Source organism: Streptomyces sp. NPDC014889 (genome assembly GCF_043081205.1).
In the GTDB taxonomy this organism is placed as follows: Bacteria; Actinomycetota; Actinomycetes; order Streptomycetales; family Streptomycetaceae; genus Streptomyces.
Window position 1 is genome coordinate 30067 of sequence record NZ_JBIBWH010000013.1, and the last position, 19310, is coordinate 49376.

The following is a 19310-nucleotide window of genomic DNA, read 5'->3' on the forward strand; positions in this document are numbered from 1 at the left end:
CATGAGCGCCGACACCGCGATGCGCACCACCGCCGTGCTGGGCCGGCCCCCGGGCCGCTGGCAGCGCGCCAACAAAGCCACCCTGGCCATGCTCGGCGTGGGCGTCGCACTCTTCCTCGGCTTCGGTATCGCCGCCCCCAACTTCCTGACCTTCGCCAACCTTGCCAACCTGGCCACCCAGGTGGCGATCACCCTGATCGTGGCGGTCGCCATGACCTTCGTGATCAGCACCGGCCAGATCGACCTGTCCGTGGGATCGATCCTCGCGTTCACCGCCACCTGTACCGCCGAGATGCTCCAGGCCGGCTGGGACTCCTCCGTGGTGATCATCGTGGCGCTGCTCGCCGGGCTCTTCTGGGGCGCCGTCAACGGATGGCTGTCGGCCTATCAGAAGATCCCCCCGTTCATCGTCACCCTTGCCACCATGTCGGTGGTACGCGGCCTGGCACAGCTGTGGACCCGGGGATTCTCCGTCCCCATCGACGCCCGGCTCTTCGTCGCCAAGCTCGGCGACGCCTCCTTCCTCGGGCTGTCCGCGCTGGCCTGGATCGCCCTGGCCACGGTCGCAGTCGGAGCGGTCCTGCTGTCGAAGCTGCCGTTCGGCTCCTATGTCAACGGCATCGGCTCCCAGGAGGAGTCCGTGCGGCGGGCCGGGGTGAACACCGCCCGGGTCAAGATGATCACCCTGACGATGACCGGTGTGGCCGCCGGTATCGCCGGGCTGCTCACCGCGGCCAGGCTGGGGTCCGGCTCCGCCAACTCGGGACAGGGCTTCGAGCTCACCGTGATCGCCGCGGTCGTGCTCGGCGGCACCAATCTGTTCGGCGGCCGGGGCACCGTGCTCGGCACCGTCATCGGCGCCCTCATCACCGGAGTCATCGCCAACGGTCTCAACCTGCTCGGTGTGAGCCCGTTCCTCACCCCCATCGTCACCGGACTGGTGCTGCTCGCCGCGATCTGGATCAACCTGCGCGGCCGGGCGATGGCCGATCTGTTCGCCCATCTGACGGGCCGGTCATGAGCGGCGGCCCCGCCTCCCGCACGGTGACCACGGTGACCGGCCCCGTGCCCAGCACCGGGCTCGGTCTCACCCTCACCCATGAGCATCTGCGCAACGACCTCCGCAAGGCCGTCCCCACGCCGGCCGCCCCCGGACTCGGCCGGCTGCGCGACGCCCGCACCACCCCTCAACTGGCCTGGCTGCTGCGCGAGCAGCCCTATGCCTGCCTCGACCACTGCGTACTCGACGACGCAGAGGGGATGCTGGCCGACCTGCGCGCGTTCGCCTCCAGCGGGGGCGGCACGATCGTCGATGTCACCCCGGGCGGACTGGGCCGCGACCCGGAGGCACTGCGCGGGTTCTCCGAGGACAGCGGAGTACGCATCGTCATGGGCTGCGGCTGGTATCTGGAGCCCTACCATCCCCGCCCGCTGTCGCCGGCGGACGAGCGCCCGCTCGCCGACGCGTTGCTGACCGAGTTCACCGAGGGTGCCGACGACACCGGCATCCGGCCGGGCGTCATCGGCGAGATCGGTGTCTCCCCGGGTTTCACCGAGAGCGAGCGCACCGCGCTGCGCGCCGCCGCACGCACCCAGCGCGAGACCGGCGTCCCGCTCTATGTCCACCTGCCGGGCTGGCAGCGCCGCGCCCACGAGGTCCTGGACCTGGTGCTGGGAGAGTACGGAGTGGCGCCGGGCGCGGTGGTGCTGTGCCACATGGACCCCTCGCACGCCGACCCGGACTATCAGCGGTCGGTCGCCGACCGCGGCGTCTGGCTCGAGTTCGACATGATCGGCATGCCGTTCCGCTACCCGGGTGAGGGGCAGTCCCCGGCACCCCACGAAACCGCGCGGGCGATCGCCGGGCTCATCGCCCGCGAACACGGGGACCGCCTGCTGCTCAGCCACGACGTGTTCCTCAAGAGCATGCTCACCGCCTACGGCGGCAACGGCTTCCGCTATGTGCCGGAGCTGTTCCTCAGCCGGCTCGTCGAGCACGGCGTCCCCCAGCGGACCGCCACGGACCTGCTGCGCACCAATCCGGCCCGGCTGTTCGAACACGCCGCCGCGTCCTGACCACGCCCCACCGTTTTCATTCACCTCTCGTTCGAAGGAGCATGCTGTGAGCCGCGTCCTGATAGCCGGTGAGAGCTGGATCTCCCAGTCCACACACATCAAGGGGGTCGACTCGTTCACCACCAGCGCCTATGTGACCGGCGTCGAACCGTTGCGCCAGGCACTGGAGGGCCGCGGGCACGAGGTCGTGCACCTGCCCGCCCATCTGGTGCCCGGTCAGTTCCCCGGCGACGCCGCGGCACTCGCCGCCTACGATGTCGTCATCCTCTCCGACATCGGCGCGAACTCCCTGCAACTCGCACCCGAGGTGTTCGAGCAGGGCAGGCCGGGCACCGACCGGATCGACGCCCTGCGCGCGTGGGTCGGCGACGGCGGTGGGCTGCTGATGGTCGGCGGCTACCTCTCCTTCACCGGTTTCGAGGGCAAGGCCGCCTACCGCAACACCGCGCTGCACGAGGTCCTGCCGGTGGAGCTGCTGCCCGAGGACGACCGCGTCGAACTCCCCGCGGGCGGGCGCCCGTCGGCCATCACCACCGGCCATCCCGCCCTCGGCGGTGTGACCGGCGAGTGGCCACTGCTGCTCGGCTACAACCGCGTCCGGCCACGTCCGGGCGCCGAGGTCCTGGCCACCCTCGGCGGCGACCCCCTGGTGGCAGTGACCGAGTACGGCTCGGGACGCTCAGCGGTGTTCACCTCCGACTGCTCCCCTCACTGGGCGCCCGCTTCGTTCTGCGAGCGGTGGGACGGCTACGCCAAGGTGTTCGGCGGCCTCGTGGAATGGCTCACCCGATGAGCCGGTCCGAGCAGATTCTCGACGACGCCGCCCCGACCATGGAACGGGCGCTGCGCATGCGCTTCGTCAGGGAGGTCACGGCCGGCACCATCAGCGACCCGGACTTCGCCGACTACCTCGAGATCGAGGCCGAGTTCGTGGAGACGGCCACCCGACTGCACGGACTGGCCGTGTGGGGCGCCCCCAACCGGACGGCGCTGGAGCGCAACGCCCGGGCGGTCCACGCGCTGACCACCAGCCAGGCGGACTACTTCCGCGATGCCCGCGCCGCCTGGCCCGTCCCCGCCCGGCCGGGCGCCGCCCAGCGGGCCGGGGTGCTGTCGCGGTACGCACTCGACGTGGCACGCGAAGGCGGCTACCCGGCGGTGATGACGATGCTGTTCGCCGCGGAGAGGCTCTACCTCACCTGGTGCACCCGCGCGCACGAGAGCGGCACCGTCCCCGACGGCGCGATCAGCGCATGGGTGTCACTCCACGCCGACCAGGCGTTCCGGGACGGGGTGCGGGCGCTGGCGGCGGAGGTCGACGCCCTGCCGGACGAGATACCCCAGGAGCGGCTGACCCGCTGGTTCACCGGCATGCTGGAGGCCGAAATCGCCTTCCATGACGCCGTGTTCGGGTAAACGGGTCTGTCCTCCACCGAGTACGGCCCGGTTCCGTGAGACCGACTTCCGCGTGCGGCGCCCGCGAGGTCCGGCGCGAGTTCAACCGGCAGGGCCACACGGTGGCCCGGCGCACCGGCGAGCGCCTCAGGCGCGAACTCGGTCTCGTCGGCGCCGTCTGGGGCGAGAAAGCGCTCACCACGTCGCTTTCGTCGCGACCGGGACGAGCTCCCGTCCCGGTCGGACTGACGCCTTGGCCCCCGCTGTTCGGCTTCCCATCGGAGTCAAGGCCGCCAGGAGTGCGATGGCGGCGGCCAGCGCGAGGCTGATCCGCAGCCCGTGCTGGAATCCGGCCGAGGCGGAGATCAGGGCGCCGAAAACGGCCACGGCCAAGGCGCCGCCGATCTGACGGCTGGTGTTGAACACTCCGCTGGCGGTGCCGGCCCGGGCAGCGGGCACGTGCTCCAGGAGCAGGGCGGTGGTCGCAGGCATCACCAACGGACCGGCCATGCCGACCGGGATCAGCAGTAGTGCCATCACCCACACCGGTGCCGAGGCCGGCAACAGCGCGAGAGTGATCGAGCCGGCCGCCATGAGGACCAGTCCGGTGCTGATCGGTATCCGGGGCCCGGTGCGCTCGGCGATCCGCGCCGAGAACGGGGTCAGGGCGGCGCTGAGCAGCATCATGGGCAAGAACGCGATCCCGGCGCCGAGCGCGGACAGGCCGTGCTGCTGCTGGAAGTCAAGGGAGAACAGGAACGGCAGCCCGTAGAAGCCGACCATGAACGCGAACCCGATGCCCGTGGCGATGACCACGACCCTGGAACGGAACAGGCTCAACGGCACCATCGGGTGCGTGCCCTTCGCCTGCGATGCCACGAACGCGGCCAGTGCCACGACGGCGACGCCGAGCGCTATGAGTACCTCGGACGCACCGAACCCGGCATCCCCGGCCTCGATCGCGCCGAAGGTCAGACCGCCCATCGCCAGGACCGCGGTGATCTGGCCCGTCCAGTCGAACGGTGCTGGCCGGGTCGGCGAGGGCAGGGTACGGCGCAGCAGAACCAGGGTCACCAGGCCGACCGGCAGGTTGAGCCAGAAGATCGTCCGCCAGGAAGCAAGGGTCAGCAGACCGCCTAGCACCGGGCCTGCGGCTGCGGCCATGGCGCCGCCCATCGCCCACACCGCCACCGCGCGCGCCCGGCGTGCCGGGTCGGGGAACGCCTGGCCGACCAGCGCCATGGAGGTCGGCATGGTGACGGCCGCGCCGATGCCCTGCACCAGCCGGGCTCCGATCAGCACCGGCAGCGTGGGAGCCAGCCCGCATGTCACCGACGCGATGATGAACAGGCCCAGGCCGGCGCCGAAGGCGCGGCGCGCCCCCACCCGGTCCGAGAGCGCCCCGGCGGACAGCAGCAGCGCGGCGAACATCAGTGTGTAGGCGTCGACCACCCACTGCAGCCCGGTGATCCCGCCGCCCAGCACATCACGGATCGAGGGCAGCGCCACGTTCACGATCGTCGCATCGAGGGTGATGACGAAGAAGCCGAGGACGGCGGTGGCCAGCGTCGCGGTGGCGTACCGGTCGGTCCCGGAGGCGTCCGCCGCACAGGAGGAACGAGGTGGCGAAACGGTGAAGGGCATGACGGTGCGTGGTCCTTCCGCGTGAGGAGAGGCGGCAGGAGCCGCCGGCCCGGCCATGCGTCCACACAACCACTCAAGCCAATGACCTGGGAGTTCTCATCAGGAGAGGTACTGGCAGGGCCCCCCGCCTCAAGCGCTGCCCTACGCTGAAGTCGTGCCAGCCAACACCGTCCGTGAGGACATCCGCACCTTCCTCACCAGCCGCCGGGCCCGCCTGACCCCGAAGGAGGCCGGCCTGCCCGAGTACGGCGGACGACGCCAGGTCAGCGGCCTGCGCCGCTCAGAAGTCGCCCAGCTCGCCGCGATCAGCGTCGAGTACTACACCCGTCTGGAGCGCGGCAACGTCCGCGGCGTTTCCGAGGAGATCCTCGACAGCCTCGCCGCCGCCCTCAAGCTCGACGACGTCGAACGCGCCCATCTGATGGCCCTGGTCCGCGCGGCCAACGCTCCGCGCCGCAGCTCCGACCGCGCCGGCGGCGCCTTCCGCGTGCGCAACAGCGTCCAGCAGATCCTCGACTCCATGACCGGCGCCGCCGCCTTCGCGCGCAACGCCCACCTCGACGTCCTCGCCACCAACCAACTCGCCCGCGCCCTGTACGAAGCCGCCCTCGACACCACCGAACAGCCGCCGAACCTGGCCCGCTTCGTCTTCCTCGACCCGCGTGCCCGACACTTCTACCGCGACTGGGATCGCATCGCCCACGACGCCGTCGGCAGCCTGCGCACCGAAGCCGCCCGCACGCCCGGCAACACCGACCTCGCTGACCTCATCGACGAACTCGCCACCCACAGCGATGAGTTCGCCATGCGCTGGAACGAGCACGAAGTCGAGTACTACCGCAGCGGCCAACAGCGCTTCCACCACTCCGCCGTCGGAGACCTCGACCTCGACTACGACGCCCTCGAAATCCCCGCCGACCCCGGCCTGACCATCGTCACCTACACCCTCGCCCCCGACTCCGCCCACGCGGCCGCATTCCTCCAGCTGCGGAAACACCGTTCGGCCTCCGCGGAACCGAGCCCGCCGTGAAACAGCTGCCCGGAGAGTGCCAGTTGGCGCGGGCGCCGGGGGTGAAGCGTACGAGAGCGGCGGCGAGGGGGGCGGGGGCGGGGTGTGTCAGGCGCCGCGCTCGTCGGCGATCTTCTTGAGCCGGTTGATGGCGGTCATGGCGTTCGGCCAGCCTGCGTAGAAGGCGAGATGAGTGATGGCCTCGGACAACTCCTCCACGGCCAGGCCGTTGTCGAGGGCGACACCCAGGTGGTAGTCCAGTTGCTCGTTGCGGTAGAGGGCGGCCAGGACGCTGACGGTGACCAGGCTCCGGTCCCGCGGTGAGAGACCGGGGCGTTTCCAGACGTCGCCGAAGAGGACGTCGTTCGTGACGTCGACGAGCTTGGGGGCGATCGCCCTGAGTTCTTCGGGGGCGGACTGCTCGGGCATGGTGGTTCTCCCGTGTTCTACGAGTTCTGCGAAGCAGGGGGTACTGGAGGCGGCGTGGTCACTGGGCGGTGTAGCCGCCGTCGACCGGGAGGGCGATGCCGGTGACGTAGCCGGCTCCGTCACTGCACAGCCACAGGACGGCCTGGGCGATCTCCTCGGCGGTGCCGAGCCGGGCGATGGCCTGGCCGGACTCGGCCTGGCCGCGGTCGAGTTCTCCGCCGTCGACCATGGCGTCGACCATCGGGGTGCTGATGGTGCCGGGGCACACGGCGTTGATGCGGACGCCTCGGGAGCCGTATTCGAGGGCGGCGCTCTTGGTCAGGCCGATCACGCCGTGTTTGGTGGCGTGGTAGGCGGCGCGGCCGGGGTTGCCGACGAGGCCGCCGAGGGAGGAGCAGTTGACGATCGCTCCGCTCCCCTGGTCGCGCATGTGGCGCAGTTCGTGCTTCATGCTCGCCCAGATGCCGCGCAGGTTGATGGCCTGGACCCGGTCGAACTGGTCGGCGCTTTCGTCGGCGGCGTCGGTGGGCGGGGGCATGATGCCGGCGTTGTTGTAGGCCATGTCGAGGCGTCCGAAGACTTCGACGGTGCGGTCGACGGCGGCGGCGACCTGGTCCTCGTCGGAGACGTCGCAGACCAGCGCGAGGACCTGGTGGCCGTCGTCGGCGAGCTGTTGGGCGGCGGCTTTCACAGCGTCCTCGTTGATGTCGGCGAGCGCGACGGCGGCCCCCGAGGCGGCGAAGGTGCGGGCGGTGGCCAGGCCCATGCTGGAACTGGCGCCGGTGACGAAGGCGACCTGTCCGGTGAAGTCGTAGGTGGGGTTCATGACGGTTGCTCCCAAGGAAGGTGTACGGGCGAGGAGTTCATCCCGAGGTCGTCACGGCAGCGTCGGCTGCCTGCAGCTCGCCGGCATCGGCGGTGTGCTGGGCAACCGTCCGCGAAGGGCGGGTGGAGCCGCGGAGGGCCAGGGCGATCAGCGGCAGCAGGGTGAGCGCGGCGAAGATCGCGCCGACCAGGGCCGGACCGGTCAGCCCGAGCGAGGAGTCCAGGGCCTGGCCCGCGAGAGCCGAACCCGCGGCGATGCCGGTGTTGTACGCGGAGGTGGTCAGTGCCGAGGTGAGGGTGGGGGCGTCGCCGGCGAAGCGGAGGGCGAGGGAGGTGACGACCGGGTTGACGGTGAACGCGGTCAGTGCCATCAGGAAGACCAGGACGACCGCGGCCGCCGGGCTGTTCGACGCCGGGACAAGGAGCAACAGCGTCAGGGCGGTGGCGGCCGCCGCGGCGATCGTCGTGACCATCGGACGGCGGTCACCCAGCCGGCCGCCGATGGCAGTACCGCCCAGCGCACCGATACCGAAGGCGATCAGCACCAGCGGCACGGAGCCTTCGGCGATCCCTGCCTGCTCGGTCAGCAGCGGCGTGATGTACGTGTATGTCGCCAGGACCCCGCCCATGATCAGCACGGCCGCGGCGAGCGCCAGCCACAGCCGTCCCTGCCCGAGGGCCCGTACCTCCGCCCGTACGGACACCTCGGCTCGTTGCTCGGTGCGGGGGATGAATCGGCCGACGAGGGCGGCGGCCAGAGCGGCGAAGACGGCCAGCGCCCAGAAGGGGCCGCGCCAGCCGGTGTGGTGGCCGACGAACGAGCCGATCGGTACGCCGACGACGTTGGCCAGGGTGAGGCCGCCCATCATCACGCCTACGGCCCGGGTGGCGTTGTTCTTGCCCGCGGCGGTAGTGGCGATGACGAAGCCGACGGCCCAGAACGCTCCGGTGGCCAGCGCGGTCACCACACGGGCCGCCAGGGCAACCGTGAAGGACGTGCTGAGCGCGGCGGCGACATGACCGAGTGCGAAGACGGCGAGTGCGCCGATGAGGGTGTGGCGCCGGGGCAGGCGCAGGGTGGCCATGGCCATCGTTGGCCCGCCGACGATCATGCCGATGGCGAACGCGGTGATCAGCAGCCCGGCGTGGGACACGCTGACCGTCAGGCCGGCGGCCATCTCCGGCAGCAGTCCGGCGATGACGAATTCGGTGGTGCCCATCAGAAAGGTGCCGGCGGCGAGTACCCAGACGATGTAGGGCAGTCGGCCCGGGGCGGACCCGGTGGCGGAGGGCATGCGCGAACTTCTTCCCGTACGAGGAGGATTGGGCGAGGTCACGAGGCGGCTTCGACGGTGATGCGGCCGGCCCCGCTCGGCCGGGCCGGGGCGGGTCAGGGGGTGAGGAGAGCCTTGATGGCGCGGCGTTCGTCCATGGCCCGGTAGCCCTCGGCGACCTGCTCCAGGGGCAGGGTGAGGTCGAAGACCTTGCCCGGGTCGATCGCGCCGGTCAGGACACGGTCGATGAGGTCGGGCAGGTAGCGGCGCACGGGCGCCGGGCCGCCACGCAGGCCGACGTGGGAGAAGAACAGCTCCTGCCCGTCGATGGCGACCTCGTGGGGGACGCCTACGAAGCCGACGTTGCCGCCAGGCCGGGTGGAGTGCAGGGCCTGCTGCATGGCCTGGGCGGTGCCGACACACTCCAGCACACTGTCCGCGCCGATCCCACCGGTCATCTCCTTGATCCGGGCCACGCCCTCCTCGCCGCGCTCGGCGACGATGTCGGTCGCGCCGAACTCGCGGGCGAGCTTCTGCCGGGGCTCGTGGCGGGACATGGCGATGATCCGCTCCGCGCCCATCTCCTTCGCAGCGATCACGGCGCACAGGCCGACCGCACCGTCACCGACGACCACGGCGGTCGAGCCGGGCTTGACCTCGGCGGCCTCCGCGGCCCACCAGCCGGTGCCCATCACGTCCGAGACGGCCAGCAGTCCGGGCCAGAACCGTTCGTCCGGCACGCCGTCGGTGGCGACGAGGGTGCCCTGCGCGTTCGGGATGCGCACGTAGTCGGCCTGGCAGGTGGACATGAACTCGCGGTTCAGACAGTTCGACTGGAACCCGTTGCGGCAGTTCGCACAGACATTGTCCGAGGTCGCGAACGAGCCGACGACGAACTGGCCCGGCTTGACGGCGGTGACCTCGGACCCGACCTCTTCGACGAAGCCGACGTACTCGTGACCCATCGGGTGCGGGTGCCCGGTCGGCTCCGCACCCCGGTACGGCCACAGGTCCGAGCCGCACACGCACGTCACGGCTGTGCGGATGATCGTGTCGGTCGGCTTGAGGATCTTCGGGTCCTCCAGCGTCTCGAAGCGGACATCGCCGGGAGCGTGGATCACTGCGCCGCGCATGAGAGGTTCCTTTACGTACCGGGTACAGGGTGGAGACCCGAAGCACGGGCGGCGCACCGCCCGAGCCGGGTGCGGGGCTTCATCACGTACACCGCCCGCATACCTGCAGGGGGAAGCACCACGCCTTCCAGGAGACGCCCACTTCACGCGCGGAGCGAGTCACTGACAAGGGGTGTACTGGCAGTACATCCCTACGGCCGCGCGCGGGACGTACCGTCGAAGGCATGGACAACCGCGAGGAGGTCCGCGAGTTCCTCACCTCGCGGCGCGCAAAGATCACCCCGAACCAGGCCGGACTGCCGTCCGGTACCCGGCGCCGCGTGCCCGGCCTGCGCCGCAGCGAGGTCGCGGCCCTCGCCGACATGAGCGTCGAGTACTACGCGAAACTCGAACGCGGCAACCTCACCGGCGTCTCCCCGGCCGTTCTCGAAGCCCTCGCCCGCGCCCTCCGGCTCGACGACGCCGAACGCGCCCACCTGCTGCACCTGGCCCAGGCCGCCGACGGCACCGACGCCCTCACCCGGCCCCGCCGCCGGCACACCAAGGACCAGTGGAGGCCGCACCGCAGCCTGCAGTGGACCCTGGACGCCATCACCGCCGGACCTGCCTTCGTCCGCAACGGCCGCATGGACATCCTCGCCGCCAACGCACTCGCCCGAGCCTTCTACACCGACGTGTACGCCGCACCGCACAACCAGGCGAACCTGGCACGCTTCAATTTCCTCGACCCTGCCTCGCGCCGCTTCTACCCCGACTGGGACCAGGCCGCCGATGTCGCCGTCGCCATCCTGCGCACCGAAGCCGGCCGCAACCCCCACGACAAGGACCTGCACGACCTCGTGGGTGAGCTCTCCACCCGCAGCGACGACTTCCGCACCCGCTGGGGCGCCCACAACGTCCGCCACCACGGCACCGGGACCAAACGCTTCCACCACCAGACGGTCGGTGACCTCACGCTCGCCTACGAAGGCCTGGAGATGGCCGCCGAACCGGGCCTCACCCTCACCATTTACACCGCCGAACCCTGCTCGCCCTCCGAAGAGGGCCTGCGCCTCCTCGCGACGTGGGCTGCCACCCGGGAGGCCGACCCTGCGGAAACCTCCCCAGCGGGCTGATCACGGCTGAGAAGCTCGATTGGGGCCAAGAGCCGCAAGGATGTCGTTGACGGGGCCGAAAGTGATCACGGCGCGCGATCCCGGCGGAAGCGCGCGCCGAGTACCTTCGCGCATGCCGGAACGCCGTTGCGTCGATCGTCGCCGACTATCGCGCCACCACGACCGTCGACATCGCACATGACCAGGCCGACCTCGACGCCGGCAACCGGCTCACCATGCCGGTGACGGTCGTCCAGCAGGACTGGGGCCGGCAGTTGGGGTTCGACGCCACCGCGACCTGGCGGCCGTGGGCCACCGACCTTCAGCATTTCACCATCCAGGCAGGCCACTTCATGGCCGAGGAGGCCCCAGAGGACATCGCCACGCTGATCCTGAACCTGGTGAGGCGGTGATCGCCCTGGACTGACCGGTGCCGGCCGAACTCACCGGAGGCCCTGACGCGCTCGGCGCGAGGGGGCCGCAGTGACCCATTCCCCGGACACCGCGATCACCGTCGTGGCGTCAACCGCTGGACGCTCCTGGCGAGTCGGCAAGTGGCGCTGGGGCGACCGGCCTTGAGGCTCCACCGTGGCGATGCATGACCTACGCGACGACGCCCGCCTCGGCTAGGTGTCCGCGCTCGAACCAAAGTTGCATGAGGTTCAGAACCCAACCTATGGTTGCCTCAGGCAACAAGCGGTCGGGGGGATCTGGCCGCACCGGAGCAAGGTGTAGGCGGGGATCCATGAGCGGTAGCGGGCAGGAAGAGCCTCTCGGTGACGTCGTCCGACAGCTCGCGGCGATCGCCGCGATACGACGGCGGCTGGTGCGCCAACTGCCGCAAGGGCTGGGGAACGGCTCCGCCGTACTTGCCGCTCTCGCCCACTGCGGAGAGACGCGACTGCAAGAACTGGCCCGCCACCTCGATTGCACCCTGTCGGTGGTCAGCCGGCAAGTGGCACATCTGGAGCAGCAGGGCGCGGTGACACGCCGCACCAACCCGGAGGACCGCCGCTCCAGTCTGGTCAGTATCACTCCCCGTGGCCGGGCCCTGGTCGACGCCCTCGTCCGGATCCACATCGACCTGATCGGCGCTGCCACCGCCGACTGGACGCCGCAGGAACTGACCACGCTCAGGACCCTGCTCGAACGCCTGCAAGGTGGTCTCTCCCGCCGTATGCACCACACGGAATCGCGCGAGGCGCCCGGCAGCACCACACCCCGCCGTTCACCGAGCACGCTTCCGCATGCGCCTCGGAGTGGGACGCACGCCTGACCGGCGAATCGATTCGACCACCACGCCGAAGAACTACTCTCCCGCGACGACGCGGGAGCACGGGACGATTCTCAGGGGAAGACAGCACGTGTCACAGCAAGGGAGTACGGACGTCGCCGAGGCCCACGCCGGCGACGCTCCGATGACACACCGGCAGATCATGGAGGCCCTCTCCGGCCTCCTGCTCGGCCTGTTCGTGGCAATCCTTTCCAGCACGGTCGTATCCAACGCCCTGCCACGGATCATCGCGGACCTTGACGGCGGTCAGTCCGCCTACACCTGGGTGGTGACCAGCACCCTGCTGGCAACCACGGTCTCCACTCCGATCTGGGGCAAGCTTGCCGACCTGACCAGCAAGAAGCTGCTCGTGCAGCTCTCCTTGGTCATCTTCATCGTGGGTTCGGCCGCAGCCGGCCTGTCGCAGAACCCCGGCATGCTCATCGCCTTCCGCGTGGTGCAGGGCCTCGGCGCAGGCGGCCTCACCGCCCTTGCCCAGGTCATCCTCGCCTCGATCATTCCCCCGCGTGAGCGCGGCCGTTACAACGGCTACCTCGGCGCGGTCATGGCGCTGGGCACCATCGGCGGCCCGTTGCTCGGCGGCGTCATCGTGGACACATCCTGGCTGGGCTGGCGCTGGTGCTTCTACGTCGGCGTTCCCTTCGCCCTCGCGGCTCTGGTCGTCCTGCAGCGCACCCTGCGGCTGCCGTTGGCCACTCGTGACGTCAGAGTCGACTACCTGGGCGCCGCCCTCGTGGCCGCCTCGGTCTCCCTGCTGCTGATCTGGGTTTCCCTGGCAGGTGACAACTTCGACTGGTGGTCCTGGCAGACCGTGACCATGGTGCTCGCCGCGGTCGCCCTGGCCATATGCTTCGTGCTGGTGGAGCTGAGGGCTTCCGAGCCGATCATCCCGATGCATCTGTTCCGCAACACCACCCTGACCCTCTCCGTCGTCGCGAGCCTCGCGGTCGGCACCGCGATGTTCGGTGCGACGGTGTTCCTCAGCCAGTACTTCCAGATCAGCCGTGGTGACTCCCCCACCCGCGCCGGTGTGATGACCCTGCCCATGATCCTCGGCCTGGTGGTCTCGTCCACCGTCGTAGGCCGGCTCATCACTGCTTACGGCAAGTGGAAGAGGTACCTCGTCATAGGCGGTGTTCTGCTCATCGCCGGCCTGGCCCTGATGGGGTCCGCCCGTGCCGACACGGCCTACGGTCTGCTGGCCGTCCACATGTTCCTGATCGGCTGTGGCGTCGGCATGACGATGCAGAACCTGGTTCTCGCGGTGCAGAACACAGTGCCGATGCACCAACTCGGGGCGGCCAGCTCCGTTGTGGCCTTCTTCCGCACGCTCGGAGGTGCCATAGGCGTCTCGGTGCTGGGAGCCGTGCTCGCCTCCAGAGTCGGCACCTACATGGCCGACGGCCTGGCCGAGTTGGGGGTCAAGCCCTCGGGCGGAGGGTCTCTGCCGGACGTCAGGACCCTGCCTGCCCCGATCGCCGCGGTCGTCGAGGACTCCTACGGCCACGCCACCGGCGTCATCTTCCTCATCGCCGCACCGATCGCCCTCGTTGCTCTGATCGCCATCCTCTTCATCAAGGAAGTCCCCTTGCGGACCGCCGTCGACGACACCGCCGAGGTGCAGGCTGCGGGAGGTCCCCACCACTCCGCGCCCCTTCCGGCCGGAGCAGCCGCAACGCACGCCGACGCCACGGCACTCGGCTCAGGCACCGTCGGCCAGGACCAACTCGGCGACGACTCGGCCGACCCTGGAGCACGCAACCCCCGCTGAGCGCTGCCGCTGCCGGACGATCGCAGTGAGGCGGTCGGCAGTGGCGCCGAAGCGACAGCGCCAAGCCCGCATCAGTCAAGGCCCGTCAGCAGCCGCTGACGGGCCTCCATCATGCAGACGGTTCCCGCTGGCGGGTGCCAACCTCCGTCGTCGGGCGCCACCGCTGACGTCCGCTTCATGCGCAACCGCCACCCGCGCAGCAAAGGGTGGCTGGGTACGATCACCTATGCCGGTCTGAGTACGCGAGCGGTTGCCCGCCGCGCGCGGCGCCGGAAGGGTGGACGCATGCGTCGACTGCTGCTGCTCGCCCCGCTGTTGCTGTTCACCGCCGGCTGCGGGGTGGTGCAGTCCTCCGATGACAAGGCGACGGACGCCGCACGGGAGGTGGCCAGGACGGCGGGCGAGCGGCTCTACGGCCAGCGTCCGCGCACGGCGGAGGAGGTGGGGCGCTCCGCTTCCGACATCGACGGGGTGGAGGTACTGCGGGTGACGGGTACCTCGACACACGATGGCGACGGCGTCGAGGTGGTCGTCCGCACGTCCGGCACGGCGTACAACAGTTGGGTCGACATTGACCAGGTCTCCGTACGGCGCTGTTTCGCGGTGCGGGTGTCGCCGAAGTCAAAGTGGCGTGAGACTCCCCGTGCCGTGGACTGCCCGGATGGCCTTCCGCTGACCTTCGCCCCGCCACCCGAACCACCCCGGCTGCCGTCCGAGGAGGAGCTCCGCGCGAAACTCCCCCAGGTACCGGCGGGCGGCCGGGTGGACGAGGCCGAGGTGCGCCGTACGCTCGCCGCCCTGGACCTGGATTCGGCGATCCGTACTGAGGTGAAGGTGGACGGCGAACGGGTCGGCGTTCTCCTGTCTGTGAAGGGCAATGGCTTCGACGCGCAGGACTGCCTTCTTGTCCGCGTGAGCCCCGGCGCCATGAAGGTGTGGGAGCCGCCCCGGATCCAGCGGATGCCCGGAGAGGGCGGCTGCAGCGTCGGCAACGCCCTGAACCCGGCACCGGCACCGCACTGAGAGGTGGCGTTCGACGGCCGACGTGGCCGTGGGCGGCACGCATCACCGCCGTCCACTTCGACGGCAGGCGCGGTGCCCTCGCCCCCTGCGATCGCCGCGCTGCCGCGCGTGCGCGAGCCACAAGGTCCGCAGCATGCGGCCTGGGCGAGTGGCAGCCGCGCATGCCTGGGCGCCGATCTGCCCTGAGTGTCGTGGTGCTGGACGGCGCCAGGGACAGGTCCGCAAAGCCCTGCGCAACATCGTCGCGCACAGCATGTACCTCGACCATCGCCGCAGTGATCGGGCCTCCCCCCGCAAGGCGCTGACGGCGCGCCGGGGGGAGGGGGTTCCGCCCGGCGCGCCGTCAGCGCTCGTGGTCTCGCGCAGGTCAGCAGCCGATGGGGGAAGAGCCGACGGCCACATCGTCGAACCAGAGTGTGTCGTCGCCCGTCCCATAGCTCTCCCAGCCCAGGCGCAGGGCGGTGGGCCGGGGCGGGGTGGTGCGGGCGAGCCACTGCTGGTCGATGTCCTGGGTGGGGACGCCGTCCGCGTGCAGGCCCGGGATCTGTTCGTTGCCGAGCCAGGTGTCGAGCTTGGGCGCCGTCGTGTCGATCGCGAAGCGCAGGCACTGCCAACTCCCGGTCGGCAACGGCCTGCTCTGCGCCACGCCCGCCGGGCTCTGCGCGGGCAGGGTGGCGTCGTCGGTCTCCCGGTTCCACTGGAGGGCGCCGTTCTGGCCGCCGACGCGCAGCGCCCGGCCGCCCTGGGAGCTGTCGGGCATGGAGACGAAGGTGACATGGGCCGCGGGGAGCGCGGTGGTGTGCCGCACCCACATGCGCACGTACATCACGGGCCCCACCGAGGCCAGGTTCGCGGTGGAGGCGACGAAGGCGTGGTTGCAGTATCCGGCTCTGCCGTCGATCCGCAGCGACCTGCTGCCGCTGTGTGCGACCGAGGTGTCGACGGCCGCGGTCCCGGCGCCCTGGCAGTCGGGCGCGGCGAACTGCCAGGCGCCGGAGGGAGTGGTGCCGGTCTGGTCCTCGAAGCCCGAGCAGATCACGGCGCTTCCGCAGTCGGCGGAGGGCGGCGGGGTCGTGGGCGGCGGAGAGGTCGGCGGTGGGGTGGTCGGCGGCGGAGTGGTGCCGGTTCCGCCGCAGGCCACACCGTTGAGGGCGAAGTCGGTCGGGGCGGGATTGGCCGAACCCCAGGTGCCCTGGACACCGAACTCGGCGGAGCCGTTGGTGGCCAGCGAGCCGTTCCAGTCCGCGTTGGCGGCGACGACGGAGGCGCCGGTCTGGGTGACGGTCGCGTTCCATGCCGATGTCACTCGCTGGCCGTCGGCGTAAGTCCAGTTCAGACGCCAGCCGTTGACCGCCGGGCCGAGGTTGGTGACCTTGACCTGGGCCGTGTAGCCGCCGGCCCACTGGTTCACGGTGTAGTCGACCCGGCAGCCGGCCTCCGCGGCACTGGTGGGTGTCGCGATGAATCCGGACACCAGCAGGGCGACGGACCCGGCAGCCGCGAGGGCCGCCGTCCAGGACCGGCGCAGTAATCGCAAGTGGGGGGTGCGCACGTACGCCTCCGAGGGACGGGTGCGAGTTGTGGGAGCGCTCCCATTCATGACAGCGACCAGGGCCCCACAGTGTCAATACATGGGACGGCCAAGGCGGCCACGACACGCCGTCGCCCTGTGAAGCTGATCACCGCGAGCCCCGTTGTGGTTGAACCTTGAACTTTCAACGCATAGTGTCGGTGCCGCAAGTCGATCCCCCGGGATCCACCACCCGTTGTGAGGAAGTTCCCCCATGTCGCTCGCTCTTGACCCCGCCGCCCAGGACCTTCTCTTCCGTGAGGCCCGCACCGCGAACACCTTCACCGCCGAACCGGTGTCCGAGGAGCAGGTCCAGGCGATCTACGACCTGGTCAAGTACGGCCCGACGTCCATGAACCAGTCGCCGCTGCGCATCACCCTGGTCCGTTCCGCCGAGGCCCGCGAGCGTCTCGTCCAGCACATGGCGGAGGGCAACCAGGCGAAGACCGCCGCCGCCCCCCTGGTCGCCATCCTCTCCGCGGACAACGAGTTCCACGAGGAGCTGCCCCACCTCTTCCCGCACTTCCCCCAGGCCAAGGACGCCGTCTTCGGCGACCGTGGGGTGCGGGAGAGCCAGGCCGCCCTCAACGCCGCCCTCCAGGCCGCGTACTTCATCATCGGCGTCCGGGCCGCGGGCCTCGCCGCCGGTCCGATGACCGGCCTGGACTTCGAGGGCGTCCGCAAGGAGTTCCTGGACGACGACCACACCCCGCTGATGGTCGTCAACATCGGCAAGCCGGGCGAGGACGCCTGGTACCCACGCTCCCCCCGTCTGGAGTTCGACCAGGTCGTCACCACGGTCTGAGCCGGCCAGGCGACGGGGATCCGGACCGAGTCCGGCCGCCCGCCGCAGGCCGGTGCTCCGGGGGCGCCCACGGTCGGTAACGGGCGCCCCCTGCCTGTACTTCACCGGTTTCAGCGACTCGATCAGCGGGATGTGCCATGAACCGGCCATCACGCGGAGAAGATCCGTGCGCCGCGGAAACGCGGTGACCGGCCCGGCCCGGCGCAGGGGCCGAAGTGCGCACTCACCGGCAGCCGTTGGCACTCGCCGTGCGACCGCCGGTCCTGCGGGGGCGGCGGGAGGGCGCCGTCACCGGAGGCTCAGTGGCCCACCATCACCGTGGGGTCGGCGGCCTTGACCTTCCTGCGAGGCAGCAGGGCGGCGGGGACCAGGCAGACGGCGACGAGGACGGCCGCCACCAGGAACACCGTGGCGAACGCGTCACCCATCTGGGAGCGCACCTCGGCGGGGGAGGTCGCGGTGATGTCCTTGAGGCCATTGGTGAGGAGCACCGAGAACAGGGCGGTGCCGATCGAGGCCGCCACCTGCTGGACGATGTTCATCAGGGTCGAGCCTCGGGCGACGTTGTGGTCCGTCAGGGTGGCCAGCGCCGATGCCATGATCGGCATCATCGAAGCGCCCATCCCGAGTCCCATCACGAAGAGCGCGGCAATGATGTAGGTGTAGGAGGTACCGGCACCCAATTGCGTGAACATGCCCATGCCCACGGTGATCACTGCGATGCCGGTCATCACGATCTTGCCGGGGCCGATCTTGTCGGCGAGCATCCCGGCGATCGGCATGGTGATCATCGCGCCTATGCCCTGCGGGGCGAGGAGAACACCGGAGTGGAGCGCCGACTCACCGCGCACCTGCTGGAAGTAAAGCGGGAACAGCAGGCTGGCGCCGAAGAACGCGATAGCGAACAGCGACAGTGCGATCACCGCGATGCTCATGTCCCGGTTGCGGAACAGGCGCAGGTCGACCAGCGGGTGGGCGTTGCGTCGGTGCAATGCCCACGGCACGAACGCCGCGATCAGAACCAGCCCGATGATTGCGGGCACGAGCACCTTGGCATTCCAGACCGTGCCGGTCTCGGGGATGGTCGAGACGCCGTACAGGAACGTCGCCAGTCCGGGCGAGAGCATCACCATTCCCAGCCAGTCGAAGGACTCCGACGGCTGTACGTGGTCCTTGGGCAGGACTTTCGCGGCGTAGACCAGCGCGATCACACCGACCGGCACGTTGATCAGGAAGATCCAGTGCCATGAGGCGGCGTCGATCAGCCAACCGCCGAGGATGGGGCCGAAGATCGGGCCGAGCAGCATGGGGATACCGAGCACCGCCATCACCCGGCCGACCCGCTCAGGACCGGCGGCACGGGTCAGGATCGTCATGCCGAGCGGCATCAGCATGCCGCCGCCCAGGCCCTGGACGACCCGGAACGCGACCAGCATCTGGAGGGAGGTGGCCGTCGCGCACAGCGCGGAGCCGGCGGCGAACAAGGTGATCGCGAGCAGGTAGAGCCGTTTGGTGCCGAACCTGTCGGCGGCCCAGCCCGTGAGCGGGATGACACTTGCCAGAGCGAGCGTATAGCCCGTCATCGTCCAGGCCACCTGGGCCGAGGTCGCGCTGAACTGCTTCTGGAACGTCTCCAGCGCGACCGACACCACCGTGATGTCGAGGATCGACATGATCCCGCCGAGCACGACCACACCGGCCACGAGGAGAACCCCGCCGTCCAGTCTGTCGCGGGACTTGCCCACAGGAGGGCTGCTCTCACTCCGTTGTGACGTGGTCACTACTCAACCTTTCGAAGGAAAGACAGAACCACCCGAGCCGCGTGGCCCGTCCACCGCCTGCGACTGCCGGACAGCGGCGAGCGTCCTGGACCCCCTCGCCGAGGCACAGGCCTCCGACTCGTTCAGGGCAGCCTGAACTCGACCGACGTGCCCAGCCCCCACAACGGACGACTTGATGGCTCGGTAT

17 protein-coding genes and 1 pseudogene are annotated in these 19310 nt (G+C 70.1%); 11 read left to right on the forward strand and 7 right to left on the reverse strand.

Annotation, left to right across the window (positions count from 1 at the left end):
- Position 1: 1 nt before the first annotated feature.
- The 4 genes from ACF09J_RS25350 to ACF09J_RS25365 are packed head-to-tail and all read left to right on the forward strand — an operon-like array spanning position 2 to position 3492.
- Entirely contained in the window at positions 2–1021 is a 1020-nt protein-coding gene (locus ACF09J_RS25350) for an ABC transporter permease (RefSeq protein WP_392307732.1), read from the forward strand.
- The gene (locus ACF09J_RS25355) at positions 1018–2076 is read left to right on the forward strand and encodes a phosphotriesterase (RefSeq protein WP_392307733.1); all 1059 of its coding nucleotides are present in this window, start codon (positions 1018–1020) and stop codon (positions 2074–2076) included. Before ACF09J_RS25350 ends, ACF09J_RS25355 begins: the two co-directional genes overlap by 4 nt.
- A 46-nt stretch (positions 2077–2122) precedes the next feature.
- A complete protein-coding gene (locus ACF09J_RS25360) occupies positions 2123–2869 on the forward strand; it encodes a glutamine amidotransferase (protein ID WP_392307734.1) in 747 nt (248 codons plus the stop codon).
- The gene (locus tag ACF09J_RS25365) at positions 2866–3492 is read left to right on the forward strand and encodes a TenA family protein (protein WP_392307735.1); all 627 of its coding nucleotides are present in this window, start codon (positions 2866–2868) and stop codon (positions 3490–3492) included. Before ACF09J_RS25360 ends, ACF09J_RS25365 begins: the two co-directional genes overlap by 4 nt.
- Before the next feature lie 174 nt (positions 3493–3666).
- Here the strand turns inward: ACF09J_RS25365 and ACF09J_RS25370 are convergent, their stop codons facing one another.
- Entirely contained in the window at positions 3667–5115 is a 1449-nt protein-coding gene (locus tag ACF09J_RS25370) for an MFS transporter (protein WP_392307736.1), read from the reverse strand.
- Positions 5116–5269: 154 nt separating this feature from the next.
- Here ACF09J_RS25370 and ACF09J_RS25375 point away from each other — a divergent pair, with 154 nt between their 5' ends.
- Positions 5270–6145, forward strand: a complete 876-nt coding sequence (locus ACF09J_RS25375) for a helix-turn-helix transcriptional regulator (protein ID WP_392307737.1) — start codon at positions 5270–5272, stop codon at positions 6143–6145.
- Positions 6146–6232: 87 nt separating this feature from the next.
- Here the strand turns inward: ACF09J_RS25375 and ACF09J_RS25380 are convergent, their stop codons facing one another.
- The 4 genes from ACF09J_RS25380 to ACF09J_RS25395 all read right to left on the reverse strand — a co-directional run bounded on the left by ACF09J_RS25380 (position 6233) and on the right by ACF09J_RS25395 (position 9785).
- Complete coding sequence (locus tag ACF09J_RS25380) at positions 6233–6553, reverse strand: carboxymuconolactone decarboxylase family protein (RefSeq protein WP_392307738.1); 321 nt, start codon at positions 6551–6553, stop codon at positions 6233–6235.
- 58 nt (positions 6554–6611) lie between these two features.
- Entirely contained in the window at positions 6612–7379 is a 768-nt protein-coding gene (locus ACF09J_RS25385; protein ID WP_392307739.1) for an SDR family NAD(P)-dependent oxidoreductase, read from the reverse strand.
- A gap of 37 nt (positions 7380–7416) precedes the next feature.
- Positions 7417–8673: an MFS transporter gene (locus ACF09J_RS25390; RefSeq protein ID WP_392307740.1), complete on the reverse strand. Its 1257-nt coding sequence runs from the start codon at positions 8671–8673 to the stop codon at positions 7417–7419.
- A gap of 95 nt (positions 8674–8768) precedes the next feature.
- The gene (locus ACF09J_RS25395; RefSeq protein ID WP_392307741.1) at positions 8769–9785 is read right to left on the reverse strand and encodes a zinc-dependent alcohol dehydrogenase family protein; all 1017 of its coding nucleotides are present in this window, start codon (positions 9783–9785) and stop codon (positions 8769–8771) included.
- 224 nt (positions 9786–10009) lie between these two features.
- Between ACF09J_RS25395 and ACF09J_RS25400 the strand changes: the two genes are divergently transcribed.
- The 5 genes and pseudogenes from ACF09J_RS25400 to ACF09J_RS25420 all read left to right on the forward strand — a co-directional run bounded on the left by ACF09J_RS25400 (position 10010) and on the right by ACF09J_RS25420 (position 14967).
- On the forward strand, positions 10010–10900 hold the full coding sequence (locus ACF09J_RS25400; protein ID WP_392307742.1) for a helix-turn-helix transcriptional regulator: 891 nt from the start codon (positions 10010–10012) through the stop codon (positions 10898–10900).
- A 74-nt stretch (positions 10901–10974) separates the two neighbouring features.
- Positions 10975–11292, forward strand: a pseudogene (locus tag ACF09J_RS25405) (alpha/beta fold hydrolase); the annotation flags it as partial.
- A 332-nt stretch (positions 11293–11624) separates the two neighbouring features.
- Positions 11625–12155, forward strand: a complete 531-nt coding sequence (locus ACF09J_RS25410) for a MarR family winged helix-turn-helix transcriptional regulator (RefSeq protein WP_392307743.1) — start codon at positions 11625–11627, stop codon at positions 12153–12155.
- Between the two features lie 88 nt (positions 12156–12243).
- On the forward strand, positions 12244–13944 hold the full coding sequence (locus ACF09J_RS25415; protein WP_392307744.1) for an MDR family MFS transporter: 1701 nt from the start codon (positions 12244–12246) through the stop codon (positions 13942–13944).
- 285 nt (positions 13945–14229) lie between these two features.
- Positions 14230–14967 carry a translation initiation factor IF-2 gene (locus tag ACF09J_RS25420; protein WP_392307745.1) on the forward strand — a complete coding sequence of 246 codons (738 nt, stop codon included), beginning with the start codon at positions 14230–14232 and terminating at the stop codon, positions 14965–14967.
- Between the two features lie 367 nt (positions 14968–15334).
- On the opposite strand, the gene ACF09J_RS25425 is transcribed toward ACF09J_RS25420, so the two are convergent.
- Positions 15335–16519 carry a cellulose-binding domain-containing protein gene (locus ACF09J_RS25425; RefSeq protein WP_392307746.1) on the reverse strand — a complete coding sequence of 395 codons (1185 nt, stop codon included), beginning with the start codon at positions 16517–16519 and terminating at the stop codon, positions 15335–15337.
- 232 nt (positions 16520–16751) lie between these two features.
- Here ACF09J_RS25425 and ACF09J_RS25430 point away from each other — a divergent pair, with 232 nt between their 5' ends.
- On the forward strand, positions 16752–17342 hold the full coding sequence (locus ACF09J_RS25430; RefSeq protein WP_392307747.1) for a malonic semialdehyde reductase: 591 nt from the start codon (positions 16752–16754) through the stop codon (positions 17340–17342).
- 299 nt (positions 17343–17641) lie between these two features.
- On the opposite strand, the gene ACF09J_RS25435 is transcribed toward ACF09J_RS25430, so the two are convergent.
- The gene (locus tag ACF09J_RS25435) at positions 17642–19045 is read right to left on the reverse strand and encodes a DHA2 family efflux MFS transporter permease subunit (protein ID WP_392307748.1); all 1404 of its coding nucleotides are present in this window, start codon (positions 19043–19045) and stop codon (positions 17642–17644) included.
- Between the last annotated feature and the right edge of the window lie 265 nt (positions 19046–19310).

Bases quoted from the DNA above. Each gene is read 5' to 3' on its own strand.
- ACF09J_RS25365 (WP_392307735.1), top strand. From the start codon at position 2,866: ATGAGCCGGTCCGAGCAGATTCTCGACGACGCCGCCCCGACCATGGAA.
- ACF09J_RS25390 (WP_392307740.1), bottom strand. From the start codon at position 8,673: ATGCCCTCCGCCACCGGGTCCGCCCCGGGCCGACTGCCCTACATCGTC.
- ACF09J_RS25395 (WP_392307741.1), bottom strand. From the start codon at position 9,785: ATGCGCGGCGCAGTGATCCACGCTCCCGGCGATGTCCGCTTCGAGACG.
- ACF09J_RS25430 (WP_392307747.1), top strand. From the start codon at position 16,752: ATGTCGCTCGCTCTTGACCCCGCCGCCCAGGACCTTCTCTTCCGTGAG.
- ACF09J_RS25350 (WP_392307732.1), top strand. From the start codon at position 2: ATGAGCGCCGACACCGCGATGCGCACCACCGCCGTGCTGGGCCGGCCC.
- ACF09J_RS25355 (WP_392307733.1), top strand. From the start codon at position 1,018: ATGAGCGGCGGCCCCGCCTCCCGCACGGTGACCACGGTGACCGGCCCC.
- ACF09J_RS25380 (WP_392307738.1), bottom strand. From the start codon at position 6,553: ATGCCCGAGCAGTCCGCCCCCGAAGAACTCAGGGCGATCGCCCCCAAG.
- ACF09J_RS25420 (WP_392307745.1), top strand. From the start codon at position 14,230: ATGCGTCGACTGCTGCTGCTCGCCCCGCTGTTGCTGTTCACCGCCGGC.
- ACF09J_RS25385 (WP_392307739.1), bottom strand. From the start codon at position 7,379: ATGAACCCCACCTACGACTTCACCGGACAGGTCGCCTTCGTCACCGGC.
- ACF09J_RS25410 (WP_392307743.1), top strand. From the start codon at position 11,625: ATGAGCGGTAGCGGGCAGGAAGAGCCTCTCGGTGACGTCGTCCGACAG.
- ACF09J_RS25400 (WP_392307742.1), top strand. From the start codon at position 10,010: ATGGACAACCGCGAGGAGGTCCGCGAGTTCCTCACCTCGCGGCGCGCA.
- ACF09J_RS25370 (WP_392307736.1), bottom strand. From the start codon at position 5,115: ATGCCCTTCACCGTTTCGCCACCTCGTTCCTCCTGTGCGGCGGACGCC.